Origin of the sequence: Rhodococcus sp. (in: high G+C Gram-positive bacteria) (assembly GCF_049299235.1) — a bacterium.
Lineage (GTDB): Bacteria > Actinomycetota > Actinomycetes > Mycobacteriales > Mycobacteriaceae > Rhodococcus.
Genome location: NZ_JBAQXC010000148.1, coordinates 1 through 26,243, shown reverse-complemented (window position 1 = coordinate 26,243; position 26,243 = coordinate 1). Strand labels below are relative to the sequence as shown.

Annotated in this window: 24 protein-coding genes and 1 pseudogene; 11 read left to right on the top strand and 14 right to left on the bottom strand. The window is 68.0% G+C overall.

The window, feature by feature from the left end:
- Both WAX14_RS09175 and WAX14_RS09170 read left to right on the top strand, forming a co-directional pair.
- Positions 1 to 274: protein-tyrosine phosphatase family protein (locus WAX14_RS09175; protein WP_422627771.1), on the top strand; the 274-nt coding region annotated here is incomplete at its 5' end.
- 172 nt (positions 275 to 446) lie between these two features.
- Positions 447 to 1,733 carry an MFS transporter gene (locus tag WAX14_RS09170; protein WP_422627773.1) on the top strand — a complete coding sequence of 429 codons (1,287 nt, stop codon included), beginning with the start codon at positions 447 to 449 and terminating at the stop codon, positions 1,731 to 1,733.
- 61 nt (positions 1,734 to 1,794) lie between these two features.
- On the opposite strand, the gene rdgB is transcribed toward WAX14_RS09170, so the two are convergent.
- The 7 genes from rdgB to clpS form a co-directional block, all read right to left on the bottom strand.
- On the bottom strand, positions 1,795 to 2,415 hold the full coding sequence (gene rdgB / locus WAX14_RS09165; RefSeq protein ID WP_422627770.1) for an RdgB/HAM1 family non-canonical purine NTP pyrophosphatase: 621 nt from the start codon (positions 2,413 to 2,415) through the stop codon (positions 1,795 to 1,797).
- Between the two features lies 1 nt (position 2,416).
- On the bottom strand, positions 2,417 to 3,205 hold the full coding sequence (gene rph, locus WAX14_RS09160) for a ribonuclease PH (protein WP_422627769.1): 789 nt from the start codon (positions 3,203 to 3,205) through the stop codon (positions 2,417 to 2,419).
- A 22-nt stretch (positions 3,206 to 3,227) separates the two neighbouring features.
- On the bottom strand, positions 3,228 to 3,989 hold the full coding sequence (locus WAX14_RS09155) for a cyclic nucleotide-degrading phosphodiesterase (protein ID WP_422627768.1): 762 nt from the start codon (positions 3,987 to 3,989) through the stop codon (positions 3,228 to 3,230).
- Positions 3,990 to 4,114: 125 nt separating this feature from the next.
- Positions 4,115 to 4,741: a rhomboid family intramembrane serine protease gene (locus WAX14_RS09150; protein WP_422627767.1), complete on the bottom strand. Its 627-nt coding sequence runs from the start codon at positions 4,739 to 4,741 to the stop codon at positions 4,115 to 4,117.
- A 61-nt stretch (positions 4,742 to 4,802) separates the two neighbouring features.
- Positions 4,803 to 5,906 (bottom strand): P1 family peptidase, encoded by a 1,104-nt coding sequence (locus tag WAX14_RS09145; RefSeq protein WP_422627766.1) that lies wholly within the window; start codon positions 5,904 to 5,906, stop codon positions 4,803 to 4,805.
- A complete protein-coding gene (locus WAX14_RS09140; protein ID WP_422627765.1) occupies positions 5,903 to 6,481 on the bottom strand; it encodes a DUF2017 domain-containing protein in 579 nt (192 codons plus the stop codon). The genes WAX14_RS09145 and WAX14_RS09140 overlap by 4 nt, the downstream gene beginning before the upstream one ends.
- 72 nt (positions 6,482 to 6,553) lie before the next feature.
- The gene (clpS, locus tag WAX14_RS09135) at positions 6,554 to 6,889 is read right to left on the bottom strand and encodes an ATP-dependent Clp protease adapter ClpS (protein ID WP_422627764.1); all 336 of its coding nucleotides are present in this window, start codon (positions 6,887 to 6,889) and stop codon (positions 6,554 to 6,556) included.
- 68 nt (positions 6,890 to 6,957) lie between these two features.
- On the opposite strand from clpS, the gene WAX14_RS09130 reads away from it, so the two are divergent.
- The 3 genes from WAX14_RS09130 to WAX14_RS09120 are packed head-to-tail and all read left to right on the top strand — an operon-like array spanning position 6,958 to position 10,932.
- Positions 6,958 to 8,292 (top strand): nicotinate phosphoribosyltransferase, encoded by a 1,335-nt coding sequence (locus WAX14_RS09130; RefSeq protein ID WP_422627763.1) that lies wholly within the window; start codon positions 6,958 to 6,960, stop codon positions 8,290 to 8,292.
- Between the two features lie 5 nt (positions 8,293 to 8,297).
- Entirely contained in the window at positions 8,298 to 8,876 is a 579-nt protein-coding gene (locus tag WAX14_RS09125; RefSeq protein WP_422627762.1) for an isochorismatase family protein, read from the top strand.
- Positions 8,877 to 8,901: 25 nt separating this feature from the next.
- Entirely contained in the window at positions 8,902 to 10,932 is a 2,031-nt protein-coding gene (locus WAX14_RS09120) for an ATP-dependent DNA helicase (protein ID WP_422627761.1), read from the top strand.
- Positions 10,933 to 10,981: 49 nt separating this feature from the next.
- On the opposite strand, the gene WAX14_RS09115 is transcribed toward WAX14_RS09120, so the two are convergent.
- The gene (locus tag WAX14_RS09115) at positions 10,982 to 11,128 is read right to left on the bottom strand and encodes a hypothetical protein (protein ID WP_422627760.1); all 147 of its coding nucleotides are present in this window, start codon (positions 11,126 to 11,128) and stop codon (positions 10,982 to 10,984) included.
- A gap of 241 nt (positions 11,129 to 11,369) precedes the next feature.
- Here WAX14_RS09115 and WAX14_RS09110 point away from each other — a divergent pair, with 241 nt between their 5' ends.
- Entirely contained in the window at positions 11,370 to 11,894 is a 525-nt protein-coding gene (locus WAX14_RS09110; protein ID WP_422627759.1) for a hypothetical protein, read from the top strand.
- A gap of 269 nt (positions 11,895 to 12,163) precedes the next feature.
- Here WAX14_RS09110 and glgP read toward each other — a convergent pair whose 3' ends face one another.
- A complete protein-coding gene (gene glgP / locus WAX14_RS09105) occupies positions 12,164 to 14,743 on the bottom strand; it encodes an alpha-glucan family phosphorylase (RefSeq protein WP_422627758.1) in 2,580 nt (859 codons plus the stop codon).
- 223 nt (positions 14,744 to 14,966) lie between these two features.
- Here glgP and WAX14_RS09100 point away from each other — a divergent pair, with 223 nt between their 5' ends.
- From WAX14_RS09100 to WAX14_RS09090, 3 genes are read left to right on the top strand one after another with little or no spacing between them, the layout of a single operon-like run.
- Complete coding sequence (locus tag WAX14_RS09100; protein WP_422627757.1) at positions 14,967 to 16,985, top strand: maltotransferase domain-containing protein; 2,019 nt, start codon at positions 14,967 to 14,969, stop codon at positions 16,983 to 16,985.
- The gene (glgB, locus tag WAX14_RS09095; protein WP_422627756.1) at positions 16,982 to 19,207 is read left to right on the top strand and encodes a 1,4-alpha-glucan branching protein GlgB; all 2,226 of its coding nucleotides are present in this window, start codon (positions 16,982 to 16,984) and stop codon (positions 19,205 to 19,207) included. The genes WAX14_RS09100 and glgB overlap by 4 nt, the downstream gene beginning before the upstream one ends.
- Positions 19,208 to 19,238: 31 nt before the next feature.
- Positions 19,239 to 20,687 carry a metallopeptidase gene (locus WAX14_RS09090; RefSeq protein WP_422627755.1) on the top strand — a complete coding sequence of 483 codons (1,449 nt, stop codon included), beginning with the start codon at positions 19,239 to 19,241 and terminating at the stop codon, positions 20,685 to 20,687.
- Between the two features lie 62 nt (positions 20,688 to 20,749).
- On the opposite strand, the gene WAX14_RS09085 is transcribed toward WAX14_RS09090, so the two are convergent.
- The 3 genes from WAX14_RS09085 to WAX14_RS09075 all read right to left on the bottom strand — a co-directional run bounded on the left by WAX14_RS09085 (position 20,750) and on the right by WAX14_RS09075 (position 23,463).
- A complete protein-coding gene (locus tag WAX14_RS09085; RefSeq protein WP_422627772.1) occupies positions 20,750 to 21,637 on the bottom strand; it encodes a tetratricopeptide repeat protein in 888 nt (295 codons plus the stop codon).
- Between the two features lie 107 nt (positions 21,638 to 21,744).
- Positions 21,745 to 22,104 (bottom strand): DUF3817 domain-containing protein, encoded by a 360-nt coding sequence (locus tag WAX14_RS09080; protein ID WP_422627754.1) that lies wholly within the window; start codon positions 22,102 to 22,104, stop codon positions 21,745 to 21,747.
- 168 nt (positions 22,105 to 22,272) lie between these two features.
- Positions 22,273 to 23,463, bottom strand: coding sequence for an acetyl-CoA C-acetyltransferase (locus tag WAX14_RS09075; RefSeq protein WP_422627753.1), 1,191 nt, complete (start codon positions 23,461 to 23,463; stop codon positions 22,273 to 22,275).
- Between the two features lie 110 nt (positions 23,464 to 23,573).
- Between WAX14_RS09075 and mce the strand changes: the two genes are divergently transcribed.
- Together mce and WAX14_RS09065 are read left to right on the top strand one after the other, a co-directional pair.
- Positions 23,574 to 24,059, top strand: coding sequence for a methylmalonyl-CoA epimerase (gene mce / locus WAX14_RS09070; protein WP_422627752.1), 486 nt, complete (start codon positions 23,574 to 23,576; stop codon positions 24,057 to 24,059).
- A 109-nt stretch (positions 24,060 to 24,168) separates the two neighbouring features.
- The gene (locus WAX14_RS09065; RefSeq protein ID WP_422627751.1) at positions 24,169 to 25,236 is read left to right on the top strand and encodes a hypothetical protein; all 1,068 of its coding nucleotides are present in this window, start codon (positions 24,169 to 24,171) and stop codon (positions 25,234 to 25,236) included.
- Positions 25,237 to 25,288: 52 nt separating this feature from the next.
- On the opposite strand, the gene WAX14_RS09060 is transcribed toward WAX14_RS09065, so the two are convergent.
- Positions 25,289 to 25,597 (bottom strand): ATP/GTP-binding protein, encoded by a 309-nt coding sequence (locus WAX14_RS09060; protein ID WP_422627750.1) that lies wholly within the window; start codon positions 25,595 to 25,597, stop codon positions 25,289 to 25,291.
- A gap of 2 nt (positions 25,598 to 25,599) precedes the next feature.
- Positions 25,600 to 26,118: pseudogene (gene nucS, locus WAX14_RS09055) on the bottom strand (endonuclease NucS); the annotation flags it as partial.
- Between the last annotated feature and the right edge of the window lie 125 nt (positions 26,119 to 26,243).

Below are 26,243 nucleotides of genomic sequence, written 5' to 3'. Positions count from 1 at the left end.
TCGCTGGCCCGACTTCCGGCTGCCGACCGACCGTGCCGACGCCTCCGCCGCGCTCCACGAGGCGTGGGAGCGCGCCGTCGACGGGCGCGTGGAAATCGCGTGTTCCGGTGGACTGGGGCGCACCGGCACGGCCCTGGCATGTCTCGCCGTCCTCGACGGTGTGCCCCGCCACGACGCGGTCGCGTTCGTCCGCCGGCACTACTCACCGCATGCCGTCGAAACACCCTGGCAGCGCCGGTACGTCGAACGCGGTGTGTCGTTGTGGCGGTCCTGACGGCCACAAAGGCACACGGGTCGAGTTTCAACCGGCTTCCCATCGGGTAACCCCTCGCGTTGATGCTTTCGACCGAGGGGAACTAATCGTGAAGGCCGGTTCAGCGGAACACAGCCCGGAACACGATCGGGAACAGACGAGCGAGGTTCGACGTGCTGTCGCGGCGTCGGCGATGGGCAATTTCACCGAGTGGTTCGACTACGGCGTCTACGCATACACGGCGACGTACATCGCCAACTCGTTCTTTCCCGGCGACCTCGAATCGGCGACGCTGCTCACGCTGGGCGTCTTCGCGATCTCGTTCCTCATGCGACCGCTCGGCGGGTTCGTCTGGGGACCACTCGGCGACCGCCTCGGCCGGCGCCAGATCCTCGCCATCACCATCCTGATGATGGGCGGCGCGACGGTGCTGCTCGGCGCGGTCCCGTCGTATGCGTCGATCGGGTTCTGGTCGCCACTGCTGCTCGTCCTACTGCGCATGATCCAGGGCTTCTCGACGGGCGGCGAGTACGGCGGCGCGGCAACGTTCATGGCCGAGTACGCCCCCGACCGGAAGCGCGGCTTCTACGGCAGCTTCCTCGAGTTCGGCACGCTCGGCGGCTTTTCGGCAGGCGCGATTCTCGTCCTGATCATCGACCTGTCCTCGACCGATGCGTTCATGGCGACATGGGGCTGGCGACTGCCGTTCTTCGTCGCGGGTCCACTTGCCCTGGTCGGGCTGTATCTGCGTTCGAGGCTGGAGGAGACCCCTGTCTTCCGTGAACTCGAAGATGCGCACCAGGAAGAATCGAGCGTCGGCGCCGAGTTCAAGGATCTGATCACCCGGTATTGGCGGCCGATCATCACGCTGATGGGTCTGGTCATCGCCCTGAACGTCTGCAACTACACCCTGTTGAGCTACATGCCGACCTATCTCGAGAGTCGGATCGGGCTGACGAGCACGTCGTCGCTGGTCCTGGTGGTGATCGGCCAGCTCGCGATGATGGCGGTGATACCGTTCTCCGGCGCGCTGTCCGACCGGATCGGCCGGAAGCCCCTGTGGGCGGTGTCGATGGGTGGCCTACTGGTTCTCGCGATTCCCATGTACATGCTGATGGCGGTGAACTTCGGCTGGGCGATCGTCGCGTTCACCGTGCTCGGCCTGCTGTATGTCCTGCAGTTGTCGACCATCTCGGCGACCTTCCCCGCGATGTTCCCGACACAGGTACGATTCGCCGGGTTCGCGATTTCGTACAACGTGGCGACGTCGCTGTTCGGCGGCACTGCCCCGGCTGTCAACGAATGGCTCGTGGAACGCACCGGAAACGATCTCGTGCCCGCCTTCTACATGATGGGTGCGTGCGTGGTCGGTTTGATCGCGTTGCGTTTCGTGGCGGAGACGGCAGGCGCATCGCTACACGGACGCGGCATCCCCGGCATCGACACCGAAGCGCACCCCACGGCACTGGCCCGCAACTGACACGGCCGCGTCCGCTCCGCACCACCGGGTGGGCGCGGAGCGGATCCACGTCCAGGCAGGTTCAGTCCCGGATCAGCGCTTCGAGCGCGGGAATCAGCAGCGCGAGCGCCCGCCCGCGATGCGATGCCGCATCCTTCTCCTCGGCACTGAGTTCTGCCGCGGTGCGTTCGTCACCGTCCGGCCGGAAGATCGGGTCGTAGCCGAAGCCGTTCGCGCCGCGCGCTGCCCGTTCGATCGTGCCGCGCCATTCGCCGCGGACGACGGTGACCGCAGTGTCGTTCCCGGCGGGAACGGCCAGTGCGCACGCCGACACGAACGCGCCGCCGCGGCGCTCATCGGGGACGTCTGCCAGTTGGTTCAGCACGAGCGCAGTGTTCGCGTCGTCGTTGCCGTGGGTGCCGGACCAGCGGGCCGACAGCACTCCCGGCATCCCGCGCAGCGCGTCGATCTCGAGTCCGGAATCGTCGGCGACGCAGGGCAGGCCGGTGGCGAGGGCCCCGTCGCGGGCTTTCGCCGCGGCGTTCTCTTCGAAGGTCGCGCCGGTCTCCGGGGCTTCCGGGAACGGCGGCACCTCGTCGAGGCCGATCAGGTCGATACCGTCGATTCCGGCGCGATCGAGGACACGCCGCAGTTCGCGCAACTTCTTCGCGTTCCGGCTCGCGACCAGCACCTGTGCTGCCATGTCAGGACCCGAACTTCTTCTTCGCCGGCTCGGCGATCTCCGGTTCGGGAAGTGCGCCGGGGTACGGTTGTGCGAGGGCTTCCTGCTGCACTCGGCACAGTTCTTCGATGCCCGCGAGCGCGGAGTCGAGCAGGCCGTCGAGGGTCGAACGCGGGAAGGTCGCGCCTTCACCGGTGCCTTGGATCTCGACGAGCGTGCCGGTGTCGGTGGCGATGACGTTCATGTCGACTTCGGCGCGGGAGTCCTCCTCATACGGCAGGTCGAGGCGGATACGGCCGTCGACGACACCGACGCTGACCGCCGCGATCTGACACGAAATAGGCTGCGGATCGGCGAGCCGTCCGGCGGCGCGAAGCCACGTCACCGCGTCACACAGCGCGACGTAGGCGCCGGTGATCGCGGCGGTTCGGGTACCGCCGTCGGCCTGCAGGACGTCGCAGTCGACGGCGATGGTGTTCTCCCCGATCGCCGCCAGGTCGATGCACGCGCGCAGTGAGCGGCCGACGAGCCGGCTGATCTCCTGGGTTCGGCCGCCGACCTTGCCCTTCACGGATTCGCGGCCGCTGCGCGTGTGGGTCGCGGCGGGCAGCATCGCGTATTCGGCGGTGAGCCAGCCCAGCCCCGAACCTTTGCGCCAGCGCGGCACGCCCTCTTCGACGCTGGCCGTGCACATGACGCGCGTCTGCCCGAATTCGACGAGCACTGAACCTGCGGGATGGCTGGTGAATCCTCGGGTGATCCGGATGTCGCGGAGTTGGTCGTCCGCCCTGCCGTCTTCTCGTGTGGTCACGAGGCCGAGCCTATGCGATCGATCAGATGCGGTAGACGTCCCCGACCGAGACCGCGTGGACCGGCCCCGAGTATTGTGCTTTCGCTTCGGCGATGACATCCTCGCGCGATGTCCACGGCGGAATGTGGGTGAGCAGCAACTCCCCGACGCCCGCGCGGGCCGCGACCTGGCCGGCTTCGGTTCCGGACAGATGCATGTTCACCGGGCGTGCGGCCGGGTCGTGCGTCCACGACGCTTCGGCGAGCAGGACGTCGGCGCCGCGCGCGAGTTCGACGATCTCGTCGCAGATTCCGGTGTCCCCGGTGTAGACGAAGGTGCGACCGGAGTCGCTGGTGATGCGGAATCCGTAGGCCTCGGGGGGATGGTTGACGCGGCGGGAGTGGACGGACAGCGCGCCGAACCGGAACTCACCGCCGTCGGTGAGTGAATGCACGTCGAGGGTGTCGGACAGGTCGTCCACCTCACCGGCGCATTCGGACGTCGCGACACCGAGCCGCAGGGCGGCGTCGCTCGGGCCGTACAGCGGCACCCGGCCTTCGGGGCGATTCGGGGAGTAGCGCCGCCACACGAGCAGACCGGGAATGTCGAGGCAGTGATCGGCATGAAGGTGCGACAGCAGGATGGAGACTTCACCCGGATCGGCGTACCGCTGGAGGGTTCCGAGGACACCCGGACCGAAGTCGATCACCAGTGGCGGTGTCTCCGGAGCGGTCAGCAGATAGCCCGACGCGGGAGAGTCTGGCCCCGCGACACTACCCGAGCATCCCAGAACGGTCATGCGCATGAGGTCATGCTGCCACGCCGCAGGTTCACCGCGAAGCAGAGCCCGATTACGAGACGGCAACTCACAGTCACACGAACGCTGTGACGTGACCTCCGGAATCGTGAGCGGATTACTTCCGTCGCATGTCAGCGCGGCAGTGTGCCTGACGTTGCCGGTTTCCGACGCTCGTTGCGGGCGTCGGACGAGAGGACCCAGGCTGCGAGGACACCACCGACGGCACCGAACAGGTGACCCTGCCAGGACACCTGTGGGTCGCTGGGGAACACACCCCACAGCATGCTGCCGTAGACGAACAGGACGACGATACCGACGACGATCTGCCCGGTGTGGCGAGTGAACCAGCCGCGGACGATCAGATACGTGAGCCAGCCGAACACGAGCACCGATGCACCGATGTGGGTGTACCCGGAACCGGCGAACAGCCAGACACCCACTCCGCCGACGACCCAGATGATCGCGGTGGCGGCGAGTCCCCGGCCGATCCCGGACAACAGCACCAGAAAGCCGAGGATCAGCAGCGGGACGGTGTTCGCGGCCAGATGCCCCCAGTCGCCGTGCAGCAGCGGAGCGAACAGGACGCCGGTCAGTCCGTCGGCGGTGCGGGGTTGGACACCGGCCGCATCGAGGTTCGCGGAGGTCACCGAGTCGACGCCTTCGATGCCGTAGAGCAGCGCCACGAACCCGCTGATCCACAGTGCGGCGCGCTGCCACATCGGCCGGGTCGTACCCGTTGTTCCGGTCGGTACCGTCATGCGTCCATTGTGCCGTGCGGCGTGGCGGCGCGCTGTGCTCCCGAGGTCGTCGCCTGCGCGGTCAGCGGCGGCCGAACGCGGTGCCGTACACGTCGCGGTAGGACGGGATGCCGGCAAACCCGGTAGCGCACAGGACCGCATCGACGATCGCTCGGTGGACCGCCTCGGCCGCGGCTTCGCACACGGCGGCGAGCACCGGAAGTTCGGCCGGGAACGCATCGGGCACCGGTCCGCTGTCCGGGAGGTCTGCGGTGCCGGTGGACAACGCGAACAGGGTGTCGCCGTCGAGCGGCGAGTGGGCGGGGTGGATCGCGCGGGCCAGTCCGTCGTGTCCGGCGACCGCGACGCGACGGCACGCGGCCTTGGACAGCGGCGCGTCGGTCGCGACGACCCCGATGGTGGTATTCAGCACGGTGCCCTTGGCACCGAGTGCGCGACCCGCCTCGATCTCCGCGGCACCGGGTGTGGTGATTCCGAGCTCGGCGGCGCGGGTCGGTCCGAGTCCCCACGGAAGGCCGGTGTCGGGATCGACGACGGACCCGACAGGATTGGCGACGACCAGCGCCGCGACGGTCGCCCCGATCGCGGGGCCGTCGCCGATGCGCACGCTGGCAGTCCCGACGCCCCCCTTGAGTACACCTGCTCGGGCTCCGACTCCGGCCCCGACACAGCCGCGCGCGACGGTTGCCGCACCGGCCGCGGCCGCGGCGTATCCGGTGTCGGCGGTGGGTCGCGTGTGCCAGTCCCCCACCGGCAGGTCGAAGATGACGGCTCCCGGGACGATCGGCACGACGAGCGGTGTCTCGCCGTCGACGCCCATGACGATGCCCCGGCCGTGTTCCTCCAGCCAGCGCATCACACCGTCCGCGGCGGCGAGGCCGTACGCGCTGCCGCCGGTGAGGAGGACCGCGTCGACCCGTTGCACGGAGTGGCTGGGGTCGAGGAGGTCGGTTTCGCGGGTACCCGGACCACCACCGCGGACGTCGACAGCCGCCACCGCGGACCGATCGGTGAGCACGACGGTGCAGCCGGTGGCGGCGCCGACGCCGGGCGTGCCCGGTGTGGCGACGGTGACAGAGTCGTCGAGCAGGTGGTGGTGCCCTACGCGGATCCCCGCGACGTCGGCGAGAGAATCCGTGGGGCCCGGTGTCAGCGCGACGCTCACGGCAGCAGCGCCTGCACGAGCGAGTCCTGCATCCACGTCAGCCAGTGGTAGACGTCGAGGTGCGGGGCACGCGGGTCGTCGTCGTCGAGGTCGTCGGGAGTATCGGCGTCGATGCCGAGGGTGGTGCCCAGCGCGAGGCGTACGTCGTTGAGTCCGTACAGCCACGCTTCGGCTTGTTCGGGGTTGAGCACGACCTTGCCGCCGGATTCGGGGACGGTCCGCAGGATGACCGCGCCTGCCGCGAGTTTCGCGTCGATGATGTCCGGTTCGTGCAGGCTGCGCAGGGCGCCGTTGAGGTCGGCGGACTGGTCGTCGGGGTGGTCGCTGCGGTCGGCGTCGGGCCGGTGGAAGTCCGGCAGCAGACGCGCGAGCGCAGGTGTGTCGGGTGGGGTGGAGTTTCCGGTGCGTAGCCCGGTGAGGGCCGCGAGATCGTCCTGCGGGATCTGCGACGAGCGTTCCTCCAGCATGCCGAGCACCGATGCAACGAGCGAACGCAGGACCGACGCTTCGTGCGCGTCCATCTCGGATCGCAGTTTCACTCCACCGAGCGAGTTCTTCCTGCTCCACTGACGCACGTCTGCTGGATCCTCCTGTTTCCACTCAGTGTTCCCGGTACTGCCCGGTGTTCCCGGCACTGCTTATTCGTCCTATTCGTCGCGTTGCATGGTGGCCCACAGGCCGGCCGCGTGCAGCCGCTGGACATCGTGCTCCATCTTGTCACGCGACCCACTGGAGACGACCGCTTTGCCGTCATTGTGCACTTTGAGCATCAGCTCGGTCGCCTTCGCTTTGCTGTACCCGAACAGCTTCTGGAAGATGAACGTCACGTAGTGCATGAGATTGACGGGGTCGTCCCACACGACGGTCACCCACGGCCGGTCCACCGCCTCGACTTCTTCGACGACCTCGGCTTCGGCGGGCATCGCCTGACCTGCCGCCATTACCGGGACGTCGAACGGGATTGTCGTGGAACACGGCGCCATGTATCCAGGGTACGACGTCCGTACGCGGTGAAGAACCCGCCTCGGATTAGGCAATCTACAGTGAGCGGGTGCCAACAGATCCTCGCGACTCCAACGCCACCGGCATCCTGAGCACCGCACTGTTCACCGACAAGTACGAACTGACGATGCTCGAAGCCGCGCTTGCCGACGGTTCCGCGCATCGGCCGTGTGCCTTCGAGGTGTTCGCGCGACGCCTGCCCGCGGGCCGCCGCTACGGTGTGGTCGCCGGGACGGGCCGCCTGCTCGATGCCCTCACCTCGTTCCGGTTCGGCGAACCCGAACTCGACATCGTCTCGCGGTTCCTGACGCCGTCGACGGTCGCGTGGCTGCGTGCCTACCGCTTCTCCGGCGACATCGACGGCTACCGCGAAGGCGACTTCTATTTCCCCGGGTCGCCGGTGCTGTCGGTGCGCGGTTCGTTCGCCGAATGCGTCCTGCTCGAAACGCTGACCCTGTCGATCCTCAACCACGACAGTGCGATCGCCTCCGCCGCGGCCCGCATGGTCACTGCCGCGGACGGCCGCACCCTGATCGAGATGGGGTCGCGGCGCACGCACGAGGAATCTGCGGTCGCCGCGGCACGTGCCGCCTACCTGGCCGGGTTCGATTCCACCTCGAATCTGGAGGCCGCCCGGCGTTTCGGGATTCCGGCCGCGGGTACCGCAGCACACGCATTCACGCTGCTGCACACCACGGCGGCGGGCCGCGACGAGGAGTCCGCGTTCCGCAGTCAGATCGAATCGCTCGGTGTCGGCACCACTCTGCTCGTGGATACCTACGACATCACGGCGGCGGTACGTACTGCGGTCGCGGTCGCCGGACCGCAACTCGGTGGGGTCCGCATCGACTCCGGTGATCTCGGTGTGCTGGCACGGCAGGTCCGCGCGCAACTCGATTCGCTGGGCGCGACCGGCACGAAGGTCGTCATGTCCGGCGACCTCGACGAGTACGCGATCGCGGGTCTGCGGGCCGAACCGGTCGACGTGTACGGAGTGGGAACGTCGGTGGTGACCGGTTCCGGTGCTCCGACCGCGGGCATGGTGTTCAAGTTGGTGGAGGTCGACGGCATTCCCGTCGAGAAGCGCAGTGCGCACAAGCAGTCGCGGGGCGGAGCCAAGCGTGCGGTGCGGTTCGCGCGGGCGACGGGCACGCTCACCGAAGAGGTGATCCACCCGGCGGACGGGCCTGCACCGGAGAGTGAAGACACGGCGAACGAGCTGACGGTGCCGATGATCCGCGGTGGCGAACGCGTCGCCGGGCTCCCTACCCTGGAGGAGAGCCGGGCGTTGCTGATGAGCGGTTTGGTGAGTCTGCCCTGGGAAGGCCTGATGTTGTCCGACGGTGACGCGGCGATTCCCACGCGTTTCGTCGGCCGGAAGTGAGAACGATGACACGTGCATTGATCGTGGTCGACGTGCAGAACGACTTTTGTGAGGGTGGTGCGCTCGCGGTCGCGGGGGGCGCCGCGGTCGCGGCGGACGTGAGCGACTATCTCGCCGAGACCACCGACCTGTATGCGCACGTGGTGGCGACCCGCGACCATCACATCGATCCGGGCGGCCACTTCTCCGACGAACCCGATTTCGTCGACTCGTGGCCACCGCATTGCCGGGTCGGAACGCCGGGAGCCGAATTCCATCCGGACCTGGAGTTCTCGCGCGTCGAGGCGGTGTTCTCCAAGGGCGCGTTCGAGGCCGCCTATTCGGGGTTCGAGGGCGCCGGCGAGGTCGGCGAATCCCTCACCGACTGGTTGCGCGAACACGGCGTCACCGCGGTCGACGTGGTGGGCATCGCCACCGATCATTGTGTCCGCGCGACCGCGCTCGACGCCGTCGAGGCGGGTTTCGCGACCCGTATTCTTCTCCGCTACACCGCGGGTGTGTCGGAGGTGACGGTCGCGGCGGCGCTGACGCGGTTGCGTGATGCGGGAGTCGAGTTGGTCGGCGAGGTCGGCGCTCGAACCTGACGGTGGTGACCGATACCCTGGCTCGGTGCCAGAACTCCCCGACGTCCCCGACCTCCTCCGGACCGCGGTACACGCGTTGGGTGGTGCGGAGCGGCGCAACCAGCTGACGATGGCGTCGGCGGTCGCGCACTGCCTCGACACCGGCGAGCACCTCGCGGTGCAGGCGGGCACCGGCACCGGGAAGTCCTTGGCCTATCTGGTGCCGAGCATCCGGTATGCCGTGCGTACCGGGCGGACCGTGATCGTCTCGACCGCGACGATTGCGCTGCAACGGCAGCTCGTCGATCGTGACCTGCCGCGACTGGCCGATGCGCTGCACGAGTCCCTCGGCCGCCGGCCACGCTTCGCAATCTTGAAGGGGCGCGGAAACTACCTGTGCCTCAACAAGATCCACACCGGGCTCGCGGAGGAGCCGCCGGTCGGCGAGCAACTGTTCGACGCGTTCGCACTGTCCCGGATCGGCCGGGAGGTCCGCCGGGTCACCGAATGGTCGTCGAACACCGACACCGGCGACCGTGACGACCTGACACCCGGCGTATCCGATCAGGCGTGGCGACAGGTGAGCGTCACGGCCCGCGAGTGTCTCGGCAAGGCCCGCTGTCCTGTCGGCGACGATTGCTTCGCGGAGATCGCCCGCGCCGAAGCATCCCGGGTCGACATCGTCGTCACCAACCACGCCCTACTCGCGATCGACGCGATCACCGGGATCGCGATCCTGCCCGAGCACGACGCGGTGATCATCGACGAGGCACACGAACTGGTCGACCGCGTCACCGGTGTCGCGACCGCGGAACTGTCCGGCGGCACGATCTCCGCGGCCGCGCGCCGCTGCGCCAAGCTCGCCGAAGACGAGGACGTCGACAGGCTCGAAGGGGCCGCCGAGAACTGGGGGATGCTTCTCGAGGAGTTGCCGCCTGGTCGCTGGGACGCGCTGCCCGACGGGGCGGGCGCGGCACTGGCCGCGGTTCGCGACGCGGCGTGGGCGTTGCGCACCGCCGTCGGTCCGGCCAAACCCGGCATGGACGCGGAGGCCGCCGCGGCACGCACCCAGGCGATCGCCGAGGTCGACGAGGTACACGACGGCGCGGTGCGGGTGCTCACCGCGTTCGACGAGCCCGATCCGGCACAGCGACAGGACGTGGTGTGGTTCGCCGCCGACGAGTTTCGCGGTGCCGTGCACCGCACGGTGCGGATGGCTCCGCTGTCCGTCGGTGGGCTGCTGCGGTCGCGGCTGTTCGGTGAATCGACGGCCGTGCTGACGTCGGCGACGTTGACGGTCGGCGGCTCCTTCGACGGCCTGGCCGTGAACTGGGGGCTGCCCCCACAGGAACCGGCGCGCAGCGACACCGCTGCCGCGTCCGGTGCCGAGCCGCCGTCCGACGACGGTGACCTGAAGTGGAACGCCCTGGATGTCGGCTCGCCGTTCGACCACGCCAAGGCCGGAATCATGTATGTCGCCAAGCACCTGCCGACGCCCGGGCGCGACGGCCTGTCCCCCGCCTACATCGACGAGATCACCGAGCTGATCACCGCTGCCGGTGGCCGAACCCTCGGGTTGTTCTCGTCGATGCGGGCGGCGAAGGCCGCCACCGAAGCAGTGCGGGAGCGGCTCGGCACCCCGGTGCTGTGCCAGGGCGACGACGCGACCGGTGCCCTCGTCGAGCGGTTCGCGGCGGACCCGGCGACGTCGCTGTTCGGCACGTTGTCGCTGTGGCAGGGCGTCGACGTGCCGGGACCCTCGCTGACGCTGGTGATCATCGACCGCATCCCGTTCCCGCGACCGGACGATCCGCTGCTGGTGGCGCGGCAGCGGGCCGTCGAATCTCGGGGCGGCAACGGTTTTCTCGCGGTCGCCGCGAATCATGCGGCACTGCTGCTCGCGCAGGGGGTGGGCCGGTTGCTGCGCAGCACCAGCGATCGCGGGGTCGTCGCGGTCCTCGATCCACGCCTCGCGACGGCCCGCTACGGCGGCTATCTACGGGCGTCGCTGCCCCCGTTCTGGGAAACCACCGACCCGGAGATCGTGCGCAAGGCCCTCACGCGTCTCCGGGACTGACCGGCCCCGGGCGGCACGGATCGGTTCCCTCTCGTGCGGTCCGCCGCGATCACTGCGCAGAACCGGTGGCGGGGCTGCGAGATGCGTCGAGCAGTGCCGCGACGTCGAGGATGTTCGGCCACCGCATCGAGGTGGCGGGAATGGATCCGATTCCGTCGGCGACCACCCATACCGTTCCGTGGTCGTCGATGGTCACAGGTAGGCGCGTCGCGAAGATCGGTGTGCTGGTGACCGGTTCGAGGGTCTGCCCGTCGAGCAGGGTGAACAGCCAGAACTGGCGAGTGCGGTCGTAGCCGACCGGTCCGGGAAGAGGCCACCAACCGGAACGCCCGGTCCCGTCCGGGGGGGTGGTCGGTGAACCACGCGTACGGCCCGACCTGCCCGGCCGACATGAGCCGTTTCGGCAGTGTGCGTGGGTCTGCGAGGGTGAGGTCCTGGTGAACAAGTGCCGCGTGGTCGCCGAGGAAGAGGCGCAGCGGTGTGCCGCCGAGGAACAGGCGATGCTGCCGCTCGGTGTGCGGAAGGATCGGTCCGACAGTCAGCTCCCCATCGGGATGGACGCGCACGAACCGGAAGGTGGAGTCACCGGCGCGGACGGCGACGACGAAGCCGTCCGCGTCGACCCCGACCGCCGCCACAGATCCGTCCGGACCGCGCACCTCGATCGGAGGTCCGTCCGGACCGTGCAGTGTCCACCGACCTTCCGCCCGGCAGACCAGCAGGGTTTCTCCCCGCACCGCTCCGGTGAGGACCGGGAGGTCGTCGATGTGGCCTGGCGTCTCGCCTTCGTCGACCCGATACAACCCGTCCCCGCCGGTCACCCAGCAGCCACCGAGGTCGCCCAGATCCGGCGCGCGATCCCGATCGCGCCGGGCAGCACGTATTCATGGACGACGCGGTCCGCGTCGACGCTCACCGCCAGCGTGGCCGAGTGCTCGCTTCGAGGAGCGCACGCACCGTGACCACCCCACCGCCGGCGGGTGGCATCTCGACGAATCGGAGTGGGAACGCGATGACCGATCCGATTCGAGGAGGCGGTATCGCGCCATCCTCGATCGCAACGTCTTCGATCTGGACGGACAGCGTTCGGTGCCCCGTCATGCGTCCGTCCACGCGGTAGTCACCCGGCCGATGCTATATCTGCGACCGAGTTCGGCGCTTCGCCGGCGATACCGGCCCGGCGCCGAGTGGCACCGCGCCGGTATCGCTTCGGGAGCAGTCCGCAGTCGCCCTACGGCAGAACGACCAACCCCAGTTCCACCGGCGTCGCGAGCAGATCGTGCTGCGGCAACACCCGAGCCGTGTAGCCGAGGGCGCCGGCGAGCGGCAACGCGACCTCGACGTCGAACACGTCACCGATACCGTCGGAGCCGGTGTGCCGCATCGGGGTGGTCGTCACCTCGGTGAGGGTGTCGTCGACACCGACCCGGCCGATCACGACCTGCACCAGCACATCCGCGGGGTCGAGCCCGCCGAGGTGCACGTGCGCGGTGAGGGCCAGCCGGGAACCGATCTCGGCGCTGTCGGGCAGCCCGTCGCTGTCGACCTGCGCGACCCGCACCGACGGCCAGGCCGCCTCGATGCGGTGCCGGTAGTCCGCCAGTGCTTTGGCGCCCACATAGTCGTCGGCGACGATCGCACGTGCCGCCTCGGCAGCCGGGGCGTAGTACTGCACCGCGTAGTCGCGGACCATCCGTGACGCGAGTACCTTCGGTCCGAGCTTTTCCAGGGTGTGCCGCACCATCTCGATCCAGCGGGCAGGCACCCCGTCGGTGTCCCGGTCGTAGAACCGGGGCAGCACGGATCGTTCGAGCAGTTCGTACAGGGCGCTGGCCTCGAGGTCGTCGCGGCGCTGCTCGTCGACGACACCATCGGCGGTGGGGATGGCCCAGCCGTTCTCCCCGTCGTACATCTCGTCCCACCAGCCGTCGAGGATGGACAGGTTGAGGCCGCCGTTGAGCGCCGATTTCATACCGGACGTGCCGCACGCTTCGAGCGGGCGCAACGGGTTGTTGAGCCACACGTCGCAGCCCCAGTACAGGAAACGCGCCATCGACATGTCGTAGTTGGGCAGGAACACGATGCGGTGCCGAACGTCGTGCCGGTCCGCGAATCGGACGACGTGCTGGATCAGCGCCTTGCCGCCGTCGTCGGCGGGGTGGCTCTTGCCTGCGACGACGAGCTGCACGGGCCGGTCCGCGTCGAGCAGCAGGGACCGCAGTCGATCCTCGTCGCGGAGCATCAGCGTGAGCCGCTTGTAGGTGGGCACACGCCGCGCGAAGCCGACGGTGAGCACATTCGGGTCGAAGACTCCGTCGACCCAGCCGAGTTCGGCGGACGTGGCACCGCGCTCGACCCACGACGCACGAAGCCGGCGCCGCACCTCGGCGACGAGCTGGCCGCGCAGGGTGTTGCGGGTGTCCCACAAGTCCTGCGCCGGCACGGTCTGCAACAGTTCCCAGCCGCGGGCTTCCTCGACCCGGTCGGGGCCGGCGAGACGGTTCGCCAGAGCAACCCATTCGCGTGCGGCCCAGGTGGGGGCGTGCACACCGTTGGTGACCGATCCGATCGGTACCTCGGCGGCGTCGAAGCCCGGCCACAGACCGTCGAACATGCCGCGGCTGACCCGGCCGTGGAGTTGGGAGACGCCGTTGCTGCGCTGACCGAGCCGCAGACCCAGGTGTGCCATGTTGAACACGTGCGGGTCGGTTTCCCGGCCGAGCGCAAGGATTCGGTCGACGGTCAGGCCGGGCAGCAGCGACGACTCGTTTTCCCCGTTCGGTCCGGCGAAATAGTGCCGCACCAGGTCGATCGGGAACCGGTCGATGCCGGCCGGAACCGGCGTGTGGGTGGTGAAGACGGTGCCCGCGCGCACGGCGGACAGCGCCTCGTCGAAGTCGAGCCCGGTGGTGGTGACCAGTTCGCGGATGCGTTCGGCGCCCGAGAAACCGGCGTGGCCCTCGTTCATGTGGAAGACCTCGGGGTCGGGCAGACCGTGGATGCGCGTGTAGGCGCGCACGGCGCGCACACCGCCGACACCGGCGAGGATTTCCTGCTTGATGCGATGGTCCTGGTCTCCGCCGTAGAGGCGGTCGGTGACCCCGCGCAGTTCCTCGTCGTTGCTCGCGATATCGGAGTCGAGCAGCAGCAGCGGCACCCGGCCGACCTGCGCGATCCACACGCGGGCGGCCAGCTCACGGTTGCCTGGCACGGTGACGGTGACGAGGGCGGGGCTACCGTCGGGCTCGGTGAGCAGCCGCAGCGGAAGTCCCTGCGGATCGTAGGCCGGGTAGTGCTCGCTCTGCCAGCCGTCGGCGGTCAGGGACTGCCGGAAGTAGCCGGAGCGGTACAACAGTCCGACACCGACGAGCGGCAACCCGAGGTCGGAGGCGGCTTTCAGGTGGTCACCGGCGAGAATGCCGAGGCCGCCCGAATAGTTGGGTAGGACCTCGCTGACGCCGAACTCCATCGAGAAGTAGGCGATGCCCGTCGGCATGTCGTTGCCGCGCTCCTGCTGGTGTTGATACCAGTGCGGCCGGGCCAGGTACTCGTCGAGGTCCGCGGCGGCGGCATCGAGTCGTTCCTGGAAGTCGGGGTCGGCGGCGAGTTCGTCGAGTCGCGCCGGGGGCACCTCACCGAGCAACCGGACCGGGTCGTGCCCGACGTGTTGCCACAGTGCCGGGTCGACGGTCGCGAACAGGTCCTGGGTCGGCGGATGCCACGACCACCGCAGGTTGACGGAGAGGGTTCCCAGCGCAGCCAGGCGCTCGGGAAGATGGGCTCGTACGGTGAACCTACGCAAGGCTTTCACCCCGCGAAGACTACCGAGTTTCCCGCGTTGCGCCACGCCGGGCGCTGTGACGACCGCCCGGGTGACGATCTGTCCGCGGCCGAGCCGTCCACGGGTCCGCCGGATTCGCGCTCCCGCTGTCGAACCCGCCACTTGCGCGGCCACGAATCCGCACCTCGATTACGGTTGTGTGCGAGCACGCCGTGCTGTTCACCTCACCGGTCCCACCTCGAACGGAGCACTTGTGACAGGTCGTCTCGCCATCGACGACGTCCAACCCCAGATTGCGGGTGGACGCTCGCCGGTCAAAGCCGTCGTCGGCGAAGTCGTGCCGGTGTCCGCGGTGGTGTGGCGCGAGGGCCACGACGCGCTCGCCGCGACCCTCGCGGTGCGCGGGCCGGGTTCGGATCCCGAGACGGAGGGCAAACTCGTCCGCATCTCGATGGTTCCCGGGGCGCTGCCCGACACATTCCACGCGACGTTCACCCCGACCAGTCCTGGCACGTGGACGTACCGGGTCGAGGCGTGGAGTGATCCGGTGACCACCTGGCGGCACGCGGTGGACGCGAAAATCTCCGCCGGTCAGGGTGCCGAAGAACTCGCGAACGACCTCGAGATCGGCGCCGCGCTGTTCGAGAAGGCAGCGAAGGCTGCGCCGCGCGGCAACCGGCCGGCGCTGCTCGCCGTCACGGCCTCGCTGCGGTCACCGCGGGCGCTCCCGGAACGCGTCGCGCCGGCGTTCGCTCCCGACATCACCGAGATTCTGCGGGCACATCCGCTGCGCGAACTGGTCACCCGTGGGCGTGCGCTCACCGCCCGAGTGGACCGGCGACGCGCCCTGTTCGGTTCCTGGTACGAGTTCTTTCCGCGGTCGACGGGCGGATGGAACGAGGACGGCACACCCCGGCACGGCACGTTCGCGACCGCCGCCGACGACCTGCCGCGGATCGCCGCGATGGGCTTCGATGTGGTGTACCTGCCGCCGATCCACCCGATCGGGAAGATCAACCGCAAGGGCCCGAACAACACGCTCGTCGCCGGACCCGACGACGTCGGTTCACCCTGGGCGATCGGTTCCGACGAGGGTGGCCACGACGCGATTCACCCGGACTTGGGCACCGAGCAGGACTTCCGCGACTTCGTTTCCCGCGCAGAACAACTCGACCTGGAGGTCGCGCTGGACCTGGCGTTGCAGTGCGCTCCCGACCATCCGTGGGCGGCCTCGCACCCCGAGTGGTTCACGGTGCTGCCGGACGGCACGATCGCGTACGCGGAGAACCCGCCGAAGAAGTATCAGGACATCTACCCGGTCAATTTCGACATCGATCGCGACGGCATCTACGCCGAGGTGCTTCGTGTGGTGCGACACTGGGTTGCGTTGGGTGTGAAGATCTTCCGGGTCGACAACCCGCACACCAAGCCCGCCGACTTCTGGGAATGGCTGATCGCCGAGGTCAAACGCACCGATCCCGAGGTGCTGTTCCTGTCCGAAGCCTTCACCCGGCCCGCCCGCATGTACGGCCTGGCTCGGCGCGGATTCACCCAGTCCTACACGTATTTCACGTGGCGGGAAACCAAGTGGGAACTCACCGAGTTCGGGCAGGAATTGGCCGCCAAGGCCGACGAAGCTCGCCCCAATCTGTTCGTGAACACCCCGGACATTCTCCACGAGACGCTGCAGCGGGGCGGTCCGGGAATGTTCGCGCTGCGTGCCGCACTGGCTGCGACCCTCGCGCCGACGTGGGGTGTGTACTCCGGGTACGAGCTGTACGAACACCTGGCGGTACGGCCGGGCAGCGAGGAATACCTGGACTCGGAGAAGTACCAGTTGCGTCCCCGCCGCTTCGACGAGGCGCGTCGTCGCGGCGAATCGCTCGAACCGTGGATCGCGACGCTGAACCGGATCCGCCGGGCACACCCGGCGCTGCAGCAACTGCGCAACATCCACTTCCATCACGTCGACAACGACGCGCTGATCGCCTATTCGAAGTTCGATCCCACCACCGGCGACGCGGTGCTCACCGTCGTCAATCTCGATCCGTATGCTGCCGAACAGGGCACCCTGTGGCTGGACATGCCTGCGATCGGACGGGACTGGCACGAGCACTTCACCGTCCACGACGAGGTCACCGGGGAGGAATACCACTGGGGCCAGTCGAATTTCGTGCGGCTCGAGCCGTGGCGGTCGGTCGTGCACATTCTCGTGTTGCCGTCGATCGGGGTGCCTGCGCGCACCACCCTCGCATACAGGAGGCAGTCGTGACCCCGCCGGAAGATCCCACAACGAACCGGGCCGTCTCGACGCGCCGACACGCTCCGACGGCAGGTGACCTGGCGCGGCTGGCCGCGGGCGAGCACCACGACCCGCACGCGATTCTCGGTGCCCACCCGCACCCCGAAGGCACGCTGATTCGTGCGCTGCGGCCGGGTGCGGACACGGTCGCGGTGCGCATCGGTGGTGTCGACCATCCGCTCGAACCGGTCGGGTCCGATGTGTTCAGCGCGCTCGTTCCGGTCCATGCCCCGGCGGACTACCGACTCGTGGTGACCTACCCGTTCGATCACGTCGTCGTCGCCGCCGACGGCTACCGGTTCCTCCCGACACTCGGAGAATTGGATCTGCATCTGTTCGCCGAAGGCCGCCACGAACGACTGTGGGAAATCCTCGGCGCACATCCCCGCTCTTACGACACTCCGGACGGCACGGTCGACGGCACGTCGTTCGCGGTCTGGGCGCCCGGAGCCCGCGGTGTGACCGTGACCGGCGACTTCGACTTGTGGGGCGGACGCACCGCTCCGATGCGGGTGCTCGGCTCGAGCGGCGTGTGGGAACTGTTCGTTCCCGACGTCGAACCCGGCGCCCTGTACAAGTTCCGGGTGCACGGCCGTGACGGATCGATCCGGGAGAAGGCCGACCCGATGGCGTACGCCACCGAAGTTCCCCCGGCGACCGGTTCCGTGGTGACCGCCTCGCGGCACACGTGGCGCGACAACGAATGGCTCGACGCGCGTGCACGTTCTCAGCCGTGGCAGGAACCGATGAGCGTGTACGAGGTGCACCTGGGATCGTGGCAGCCGGGCCTGAACTACCTGGAGTTGGCCGACCGACTCGCCGACTACGTCACCGACACCGGTTTCACCCACGTCGAACTGCTTCCCGTCGCCGAGCATCCGTTCGGCGGATCGTGGGGCTATCAGGTCACGTCGTACTACGCGCCGACCTCCAGGTTCGGGACTCCGGACGAATTCCGCGAGTTCGTCGACCGACTGCATCGCGCCGGGATCGGCGTGATCATGGATTGGGTTCCGGCGCACTTCCCGAAGGACGACTGGGCGCTCGCCCGGTTCGACGGCAGCCCGCTCTACGAGCATCCCGACCCCACGCGCGGCGAACAACTCGACTGGGGTACCTACGTCTTCGACTACGGCCGCCGCGAGGTCCGCAATTTCCTGGTGGCCAACGCCCTCTATTGGATCGAGGAGTTCCACATCGACGGTCTGCGGGTCGATGCCGTCGCCTCGATGTTGTACCTGGACTATTCGCGGCCGCACGGCGGCTGGACTCCGAATGTCCACGGCGGTCGCGAGAACCTCGAGGCGGTCGCGTTCCTGCAGGAACTCAACGCCACCGTGCACAAGCTGTATCCGGGCGTGGTCACCGTCGCCGAGGAGTCCACGGCGTGGCCGGGGGTGACGCGACCGACCAACGTGGGCGGACTCGGATTCGACATGAAATGGAACATGGGGTGGATGCACGACACGCTCGGATTCGTCTCCCGTGATTCCGTGCACCGCACCTACCACCACCACGAAATCACGTTTTCGCTGATGTACGCGTGGAGCGAGAACTTCATGCTGCCGATCAGCCACGACGAGGTGGTACACGGCAAGGGCACCCTGTGGACGCGGCTGCCCGGCGACGACTTCACGAAGGCATCCGGTCTGCGAACCTTGCTCGCGTACATGTGGGCGCATCCCGGCAAGCAGTTGCTGTTCATGGGGCAGGAATTCGGGCAGTCCGCCGAGTGGTCGGAGGAACGCGGACTGGACTGGTGGCAATTGGACGACGAACACACCGGGGCACTGCACCGCGGCGTCCGGACGCTGGTGGGCGACCTCAACCGCATCTACCGCGACCATCCCGCGCTGTGGACGCTGGATACCTCCCCGGGCGGGTACGCGTGGATCGACGCGAACGACGCGGTGAACAATGTGCTCAGCTTCCTTCGATACGGAAGTGACGGCTCCGTCGTCGCATGCCTGTACAACTTTTCCGGGCGCCCGCACGCCGACTATCGTGTCGGACTACCCGAAGCGGGTCGGTGGGTGGAGATCCTCAACACGGATGCGACCGCCTACTGCGGCAATGGGACCGGGAATCTCGGTGCTGTGACGGCGACAGCGCACTCCTGGCACGGACGGCCCGCTTCGGCGCGGGTGGCCCTGCCTGCTCACGGTGCGATCTGGCTGGCACTGCACCGGTGACCACGGTTCCTCGACGACAGGAGCGATCAAGGTGAGAAAGACGGGCCGGCCGGCGCGGTTCGCGTTCGGAGTGCTGGCTGTGGCCCTGCTGGCGGGGTGTGCGACCGGAATCGAAGGCACGGCGGTGTCGATCTACGACAACCCGTTCACCGTCGCCGGCCTGGCCGTGTCGTCCGGTCCGTCCGGTCCCCGCGACGGGGTGCCGGACGCCGACGTCGACATCGAGAACGGCGACGGCGGCGACGTCGACACTCTCGTGGGCAACGCGATCGCCGACATCGAGTCGTACTGGGAGACTGCGTTCGGTTCGATCGCGAAGGGATCGTTCGAACCGGTCTCGTCCCTGTTGTCCTGGGATCCGTCCGAGCGCCGCGGTCCCGACTTCTGTGGTGAGCCCACCTTCGACTTCATCAACGCCGCGTACTGCAACCGGGGCGACGTGATCGGATGGGACCGGGCGTACCTGCTGCCCGAGTTGATCGAGGTGTTCGGTCCGATGTCGGTGGTGATGGTGCTCGCCCACGAATACGGGCACGCCATCCAGTACAAGTCCGGCATCGTCTCCGACGACGATCCCGGCATCGTGTTCGAGCAGCAGGCCGATTGCTTCGCCGGCGCGTTCGTCCGGCACGTCGCCGAGGGGAATTCCGAGCATTTCCGGCTCAACACCTCGGATGGACTCAATTCGGTGCTCGCCTCGATGGTTCAGTTCCGTGACACCGACCCCAACGACCCGGATTCGGTCCACGGTTCGGCGTTCGAACGTGTCACCGCGATGCAGATCGGGTTTTCCGACGGCGCCGAGTCCTGCACCCGCATCGATGCCGCCGAGATCGAGTCCCGCCGCGCGGATCTGCCGCAGTTCTTCGACGGCAGCGACGACGGGGAACTGCCCGTCACCGCGGAGTCCGTCGAACAGATCCTGCATTCGTTCAACTATGTCTTCGGCTTGTCGTCGCCGCCGAAGCTCGACCTGTCCGGTTCCGATCTCGGGTGCCCCGACGCGAAAGCGACATCGCCGGTATCGTATTGCCCGGCGACGAACACCATCGGTGTCGACCTGGCGGAACTCGCCGAACGCGGTGCTCCCCCGGAATCCGGGTCGAGTCCGTTCAGCGCTGATGTCCGCGGCGACTACAACGCGTACGTGCTTCTCGCCTCGAGGTTCGCCCTCGCCGTTCAGCAGGAGGCCGGAGCATCGTTGACCGATGCGCAGACCGCGCTGCGGGCGGCGTGCCTGTCCGGGGCGATCAGTGCCGCGCTGAGTCCGACGAATATCGACCTGACCAGCAATCCCGACGAGAACCTCGTGTGGTTGTCCCCCGGCGACCTCGACGAAGCCGTATCCGGTCTGCTCGCCGACGGTCTCGCGGCGAGCGACGTCAACGGCAACACCGTGCCCAGCGGCTTTGCCCGCGTCGATGCGTTCCGCACGGGTGTGTTGCACGGTGAGGCGGGTTGCACCGGCCGCTATCACTGATGTCGGTCACTGAATCGAGCGAACGGCCTGGTCGGGGCAGTGCCCCCACCAGGCCGTTCGTTTCAGTAGAGGGCCGACGCCAGCTTCCGTCGTGCGGCGACGACGAACGGCTCGGCTGGATCGAACAGTTCGAACAGTTCGAGTAGCCGGGTGCGCGCGGCGGTCTTCTCGTCGCCTGCACTGCGCGAGACGAACCCGATGAGACGCGCGAACGCCTTCTCCGGATTCTGCGCGAACAGTTCGGCGTCGGCGGCGGCGAACTGGGCGTCCAGGTCGGCGGGCGCCGCGTCGGCGTGTTCGACCGCGTCGGCGGGCAGATCCTGAGCGCGCATCAGGAACCGCACCTGACGCACTGCTGCGAGCGCCTCTGCGTTGTCGGGTTCCGAATTGAGGACCAGGTTGTATGCCGCTTCAGCTCCCGCCAGGTCGCCGGCGTCGAGCGCCTCCTCCGCAGCGACGAACCTCGGGTCGGCAGGGGTGTCCTGCGGTTCCGCCGTGGACGGACCCGTCAGTTTCCCCGCGACGGCGTTGCGGATCGCCGCGATCCACTCACGCAGTGCCGACTCCGGCTGTACGCCCTGGAAGTCGGCGAGCGGCTGCCCGGCCGCGATCGCGACGACCGTCGGCACCGACTGCACTCCGAATGCCTGGGCGATGCGCGGATTGGCGTCGACATCCACCTTCGCGAGAACCCAGGCGCCGCCGTCTTCGCGGGCGAGTTTCTCGAGGACCGGAGACAGTTGCTTGCACGGCTGGCACCAGGTTGCCCACAGGTCCACGATGACTGGGACCTGCGAGGACCGTTGCAGCACCTCGGTCTCGAAGGTGGCCTCGGTGACATCTATGACGGGCGCGAGACCGTCGGGTGCGTCGCCGTCGCCGGAGGGCGGCGGCGGAGGGGGCGCAGACGCCCTCTCCTTGAGCGGTGCGAGATCCACCGCGCCGGAGATCGCCGCTGCTGCCGCAGCGGAACGTGCTGGACGGGAACCGGGTCGAGTCACGCCGTCCAGTCTGTCACGTTCCGCCCGGGCCGTGTCGGGTGGTCAGGACCGGATGATCAGGGCAGTGCCGGCTCGGTGTCGCGCACAGCGGGCTCGGAGAGTTCGCCGAGACGACCGGTACGCACCGCCCAGCGCTCGAAGACGATGGTGCCGAACGGCGGGACACTCGAGACCAGGGCGAGGAAGGTCGTCTTGAGATCCCACTTGAGCGACCACGCGGTCGCGAGAGCAACGACGACGAACAGCATGAACCCGGCGACACCGTGCACCATGCCGGGAATACGGATGGCTTCCTCGTATCCGAGCACCCACTTGAAGAACATCGCGATCAGAAGGGCCAGCCAGGTGATGGCTTCCCAGATCGCGACGAGGCGGAAACGCTTCGCGGGTGTGGACAGGTCGAGGAGATTCGTCATACTCGCCATTGTGCCCGAGTCCTACGACGGCCCGTCGTTGCCGTGAGAGACGTCACGGCCCGGCGCGATGCGCCGGAGCCGTGACCGGTGTATGCGGCAGAAGCCGAGAAGACCAGGCTGTGCCGATCAACCCATGCCGATCAACCCATGCCGATCAACCCATGCCGATCAACCCCGGGGAACCCGCACGATCAACGCATCGCCCTGACCACCACCACCGCACAACGCCGCAGCACCCACACCGCCACCACGACGCTTCAGCTCCAACGCCAGATGCAACGCGATGCGCGCCCCCGACATCCCCAACGGATGCCCCAACGCGATCGCCCCACCATTGACGTTCACCTTCGACGCATCGATCCCCAACTCCCGCGCCGACACGATCCCCACCGCCGCGAACGCTTCGTTGATCTCCACCAGATCAAGATCTGCCGGATCGATCCCCTCCCGCTCGCACGCCTTCGCGATCGCCCGCGCCGGCTGCGACTGCAACGTCGAATCCGGACCCGCCACCACCCCGTGAGCTCCGATTTCCGCGAGCCACGACAGACCGAGCTCCTCGGCCTTCGCCCGGCTCATCACCACCACCGCCGCCGCACCATCGGAAATCTGCGACGCCGACCCCGCCGTCACCGTCCCGTCCTTCGCGAACGCCGGACGCAGCCTGCCCAACGACTCCACCGTCGTCTCCGCACGAATCCCCTCGTCCGAGGCGAATTCCACCGGGTCGCCCTTACGCTGCGGAATCGCGACCGGCACCACCTCGTCGTCGAACAGCCCGTCCTTCCACGCCCGCGCCGCATTCTGATGCGACGCCGCCGCGAAGGCGTCCTGCTCCGCACGCGAGACGAACCGATCACCACTATTGGCCGACTCGGTCAGATTTCCCATCGCCTGATCGGTGAAGATGTCGTGCAGCCCGTCGAACGCCATGTGATCCCGCAAGGTCACATCCCCGTACTTGAACCCGGCACGCGACTTCTCCAGCAGGTGCGGGGCCTGGCTCATCGACTCCTGCCCCCCGGCGACGACGACGTCGAACTCGCCCGCCCGGATCAGCTGATCGGCCATCGCGATCGCATTGATCCCCGACAGACACACCTTGTTGATCGTCAGCGCAGGCACATCCATCGGGATACCCGCCGCCACAGCGGCCTGCCGCGCCGGGATCTGCCCGGCACCGGCGGTAAGCACCTGACCCATGATCACGTACTCCACCGACTCCGGCGCCACCGAAGCCTTCGCCAACGCCCCCGCGATCGCGACCCCACCCAGATCCGACCCCGAAAAGTCCTTCAACGCACCCTGCAAACGCCCCATCGGCGTGCGGGCACCAGCAACGATGACAGAAGTGGTCACGAGGAATTCCTCCACAATTCGAGGAACAGCAGCGATGTGTGTTCCTGGTGGTGTGCCGGAAGCCACCTCCCGGCGTGAACTGATTCAACGTTAGCGCTACCGTCTAGACCATGACTGAGTCGTCCACCCATTCCTCCGCGACCGGCACCGTTCTGGCCTCCGGCCTCGTCACCGCCATCGACCACGTCGGCATCGCCGTACCCGACCTCGATGTCGCGCTCGCCTGGTACGCCGAGAACCTCGGCCTGGTCTCCACCCACGAAGAGATCAACGAAGAGCAGGGCGTGCGCGAAGCGATGCTGTCCGTTCCCGGCACCCCCGACGGTTCGACCGCGATCCAGCTCCTCGCACCGCTGAACGAGAATTCGACGATCGCGAAGTTCATCGCCCGCAGCGGCCCCGGTCTGCAGCAACTCGCCTACCGCGTCACCGACCTCGATGCGATCTCGACCGTTCTGCGCGAGCAGGGCGTGCGACTCCTGTACGACGCCCCGCGGCGCGGCACCGCCGATTCGCGCATCAACTTCCTGCACCCGAAGGATGCCGGTGGTGTGCTCGTCGAACTCGTCGAGCCCGCCGCAAGCGCTGACCACTGAATTCCTACCGACCACCGAAATCCGCCGGCGAGTGCATTCTCGGCGCGGCGCCTATCACAACGCGGGATCGCGCGCAGCCTGCGTGTCACCGACCGGGTAGATTGACGCCATGGTCTTCGATCGCGATCGCACCCCCAGCCATCTCCCGTTTTCCATCGTGCGCAAGGGCTTCGACCGCGACGAGGTGACCAACTATTTCGCGCGGTTCGAAGCCGAGCTGCGGGTGACCGCGACCGATCGGGATGCCGCGTCGTCCCAGGCCCGCGATCTGTCCCGGCAGCTCGAGAATGCGCGCAACGAGATCGACGAACTGCGCAGGGACGTCGACCGGTTGTCGGTGCCCCCGACGACCGCGGAAGGAATGAGCGATCGCATCTCGCGGATGCTCCGGTTGGCGTCCGATGAGGCATCCGAACTCAGGGCGCGCGCGGAAGCCGAATCGGCAGAGATGATTTCCCTCGCCGAGCAGGAAGGCATCCGCCTGCGCGGTGACTACGAGGCGAAGGTCGCCGAAATCGAACGGCGGCGTGTCGCATTCGAAGAGGAACATGCGGAGACCATGGCCGCTGCGCGCGCCGAGGCCAATCGCATCATCGCGGCCGCCGAGGCGGAACGCGACCGGCTGGCCGCACAGGCCGAAGGCAAACGCGCGCAGGTTCAGCAAGACTTCGAGATCACAATGGGCGAGCGTCGATCCAAACTGCTCGGTGCGCTCGACGAACTCGAGCGCACCAGCAAGGCGGAGGCCGAGCGGCGTGTCGAGCAGGCGACCCAGGAAGCGGCACGTCGGGTGTCGATCGCGACCGAACAGTCCGAGCGCAAGATCACCAATGCCCGCGACCTCACCGAAGAGCTGCGGGTACTGCGGAGCCGGATTCTCACCCAACTCGACGGTGTCCGCGAGCAACTCGACGCGGTCCCGTCGATGCTCGCTGCAGTCACGCGCGAAGGAGAGTTGCTCGACCGTGACGTGCTGGCCACGCAGGACGGCCGTGCCGGCGGCGACAAGAGCCGCAACACGACCGGCGGCGATACCGACTCGGACGAAACCGACGGCCCGGAAGCCGAGACGCCCACAGGTCAGAACACACCGAGCAACAATTCTCCGCGGCCACCCGCGACGACCGGTGACCGTCGCGGCCGCTCACCCGCTGTCGCGAGCAAGGCCCGAAGCTGAGCAGACCTCGAGTACTCCACCCGGTCCGACGGGCAGGCCTTCGGACCGGCTCCTACGACCAACGCCGCGTCGGGCTTCGAGTCGAACGCCCCGACCAACATCCGCTGTGCCAATGCCGCCGATCGTCTGCACCGCCGGGTGAGTCGGCGGGCCAGGCTACGACGTGCGCGACACCGGCTGCGATCTCGTGATCGCAGCCGGGACACCGGTACGACTTGGTTGCGCGGGACCCCGGCACCGTCCGCACGGTGAACCGCTCCGAGTCCGATCCGGCCGGCCCGTGCTCGGTGCGCACGGCGGCCGAGGCATGCGGATGCTGCCCGCGCTGTCGCGGTGGCTGGGAACGGTTGCGGCGCGGCACGATCAGAACAACCGGAACTCGGTGCTCTCGGTTCCGCGCAGCGCCTCGTAGTCGAGGACGAGGCAGCGAATCCCCCGGTCGGTCGCGAGAGTCTTGGCCTGCGGTTTGATCTGCTGCGCGGCGAACACGCCGCTCACCGGTGCCAGCAGCGGATCACGGTTGAGCAGTTCGAGGTAGCGGGTGAGTTGTTCCACGCCGTCGATCTCGCCGCGGCGCTTGATCTCGACCGCAACCGTGGCACCGTCCGCGTCCCGGCACAGCAGGTCGACCGGGCCGATCGCCGTCGGATACTCCCGGCGGACGAGCGTGTATCCGGTCCCCAAGGTTTCGACGTGCTCGGCGAGCAGTTCTTGCAGGTGCGCTTCCACACCGTCCTTGATCAGGCCCGGATCGACTCCCAGTTCGTGGCTCGAATCGTGCTCGACTTCTTCGAGCGTGATGCGCAATTGCTCACCGGCCTTGTTGGTGACCACCCACAGTGCTGCCGCCTCGTCGGTCGGCTCCTCGGCCAGCCAACACGGGCCTTGACCCCTGATCTTGGACACGGTGTCATTTCGGTTATACCGCTTCCGCGAGGGTAGCGGACGCAACGGCTTCGTAGGCGTTCGGGCTGATATTGCCGATCGCGGAGTGGCGACGCCGGGTG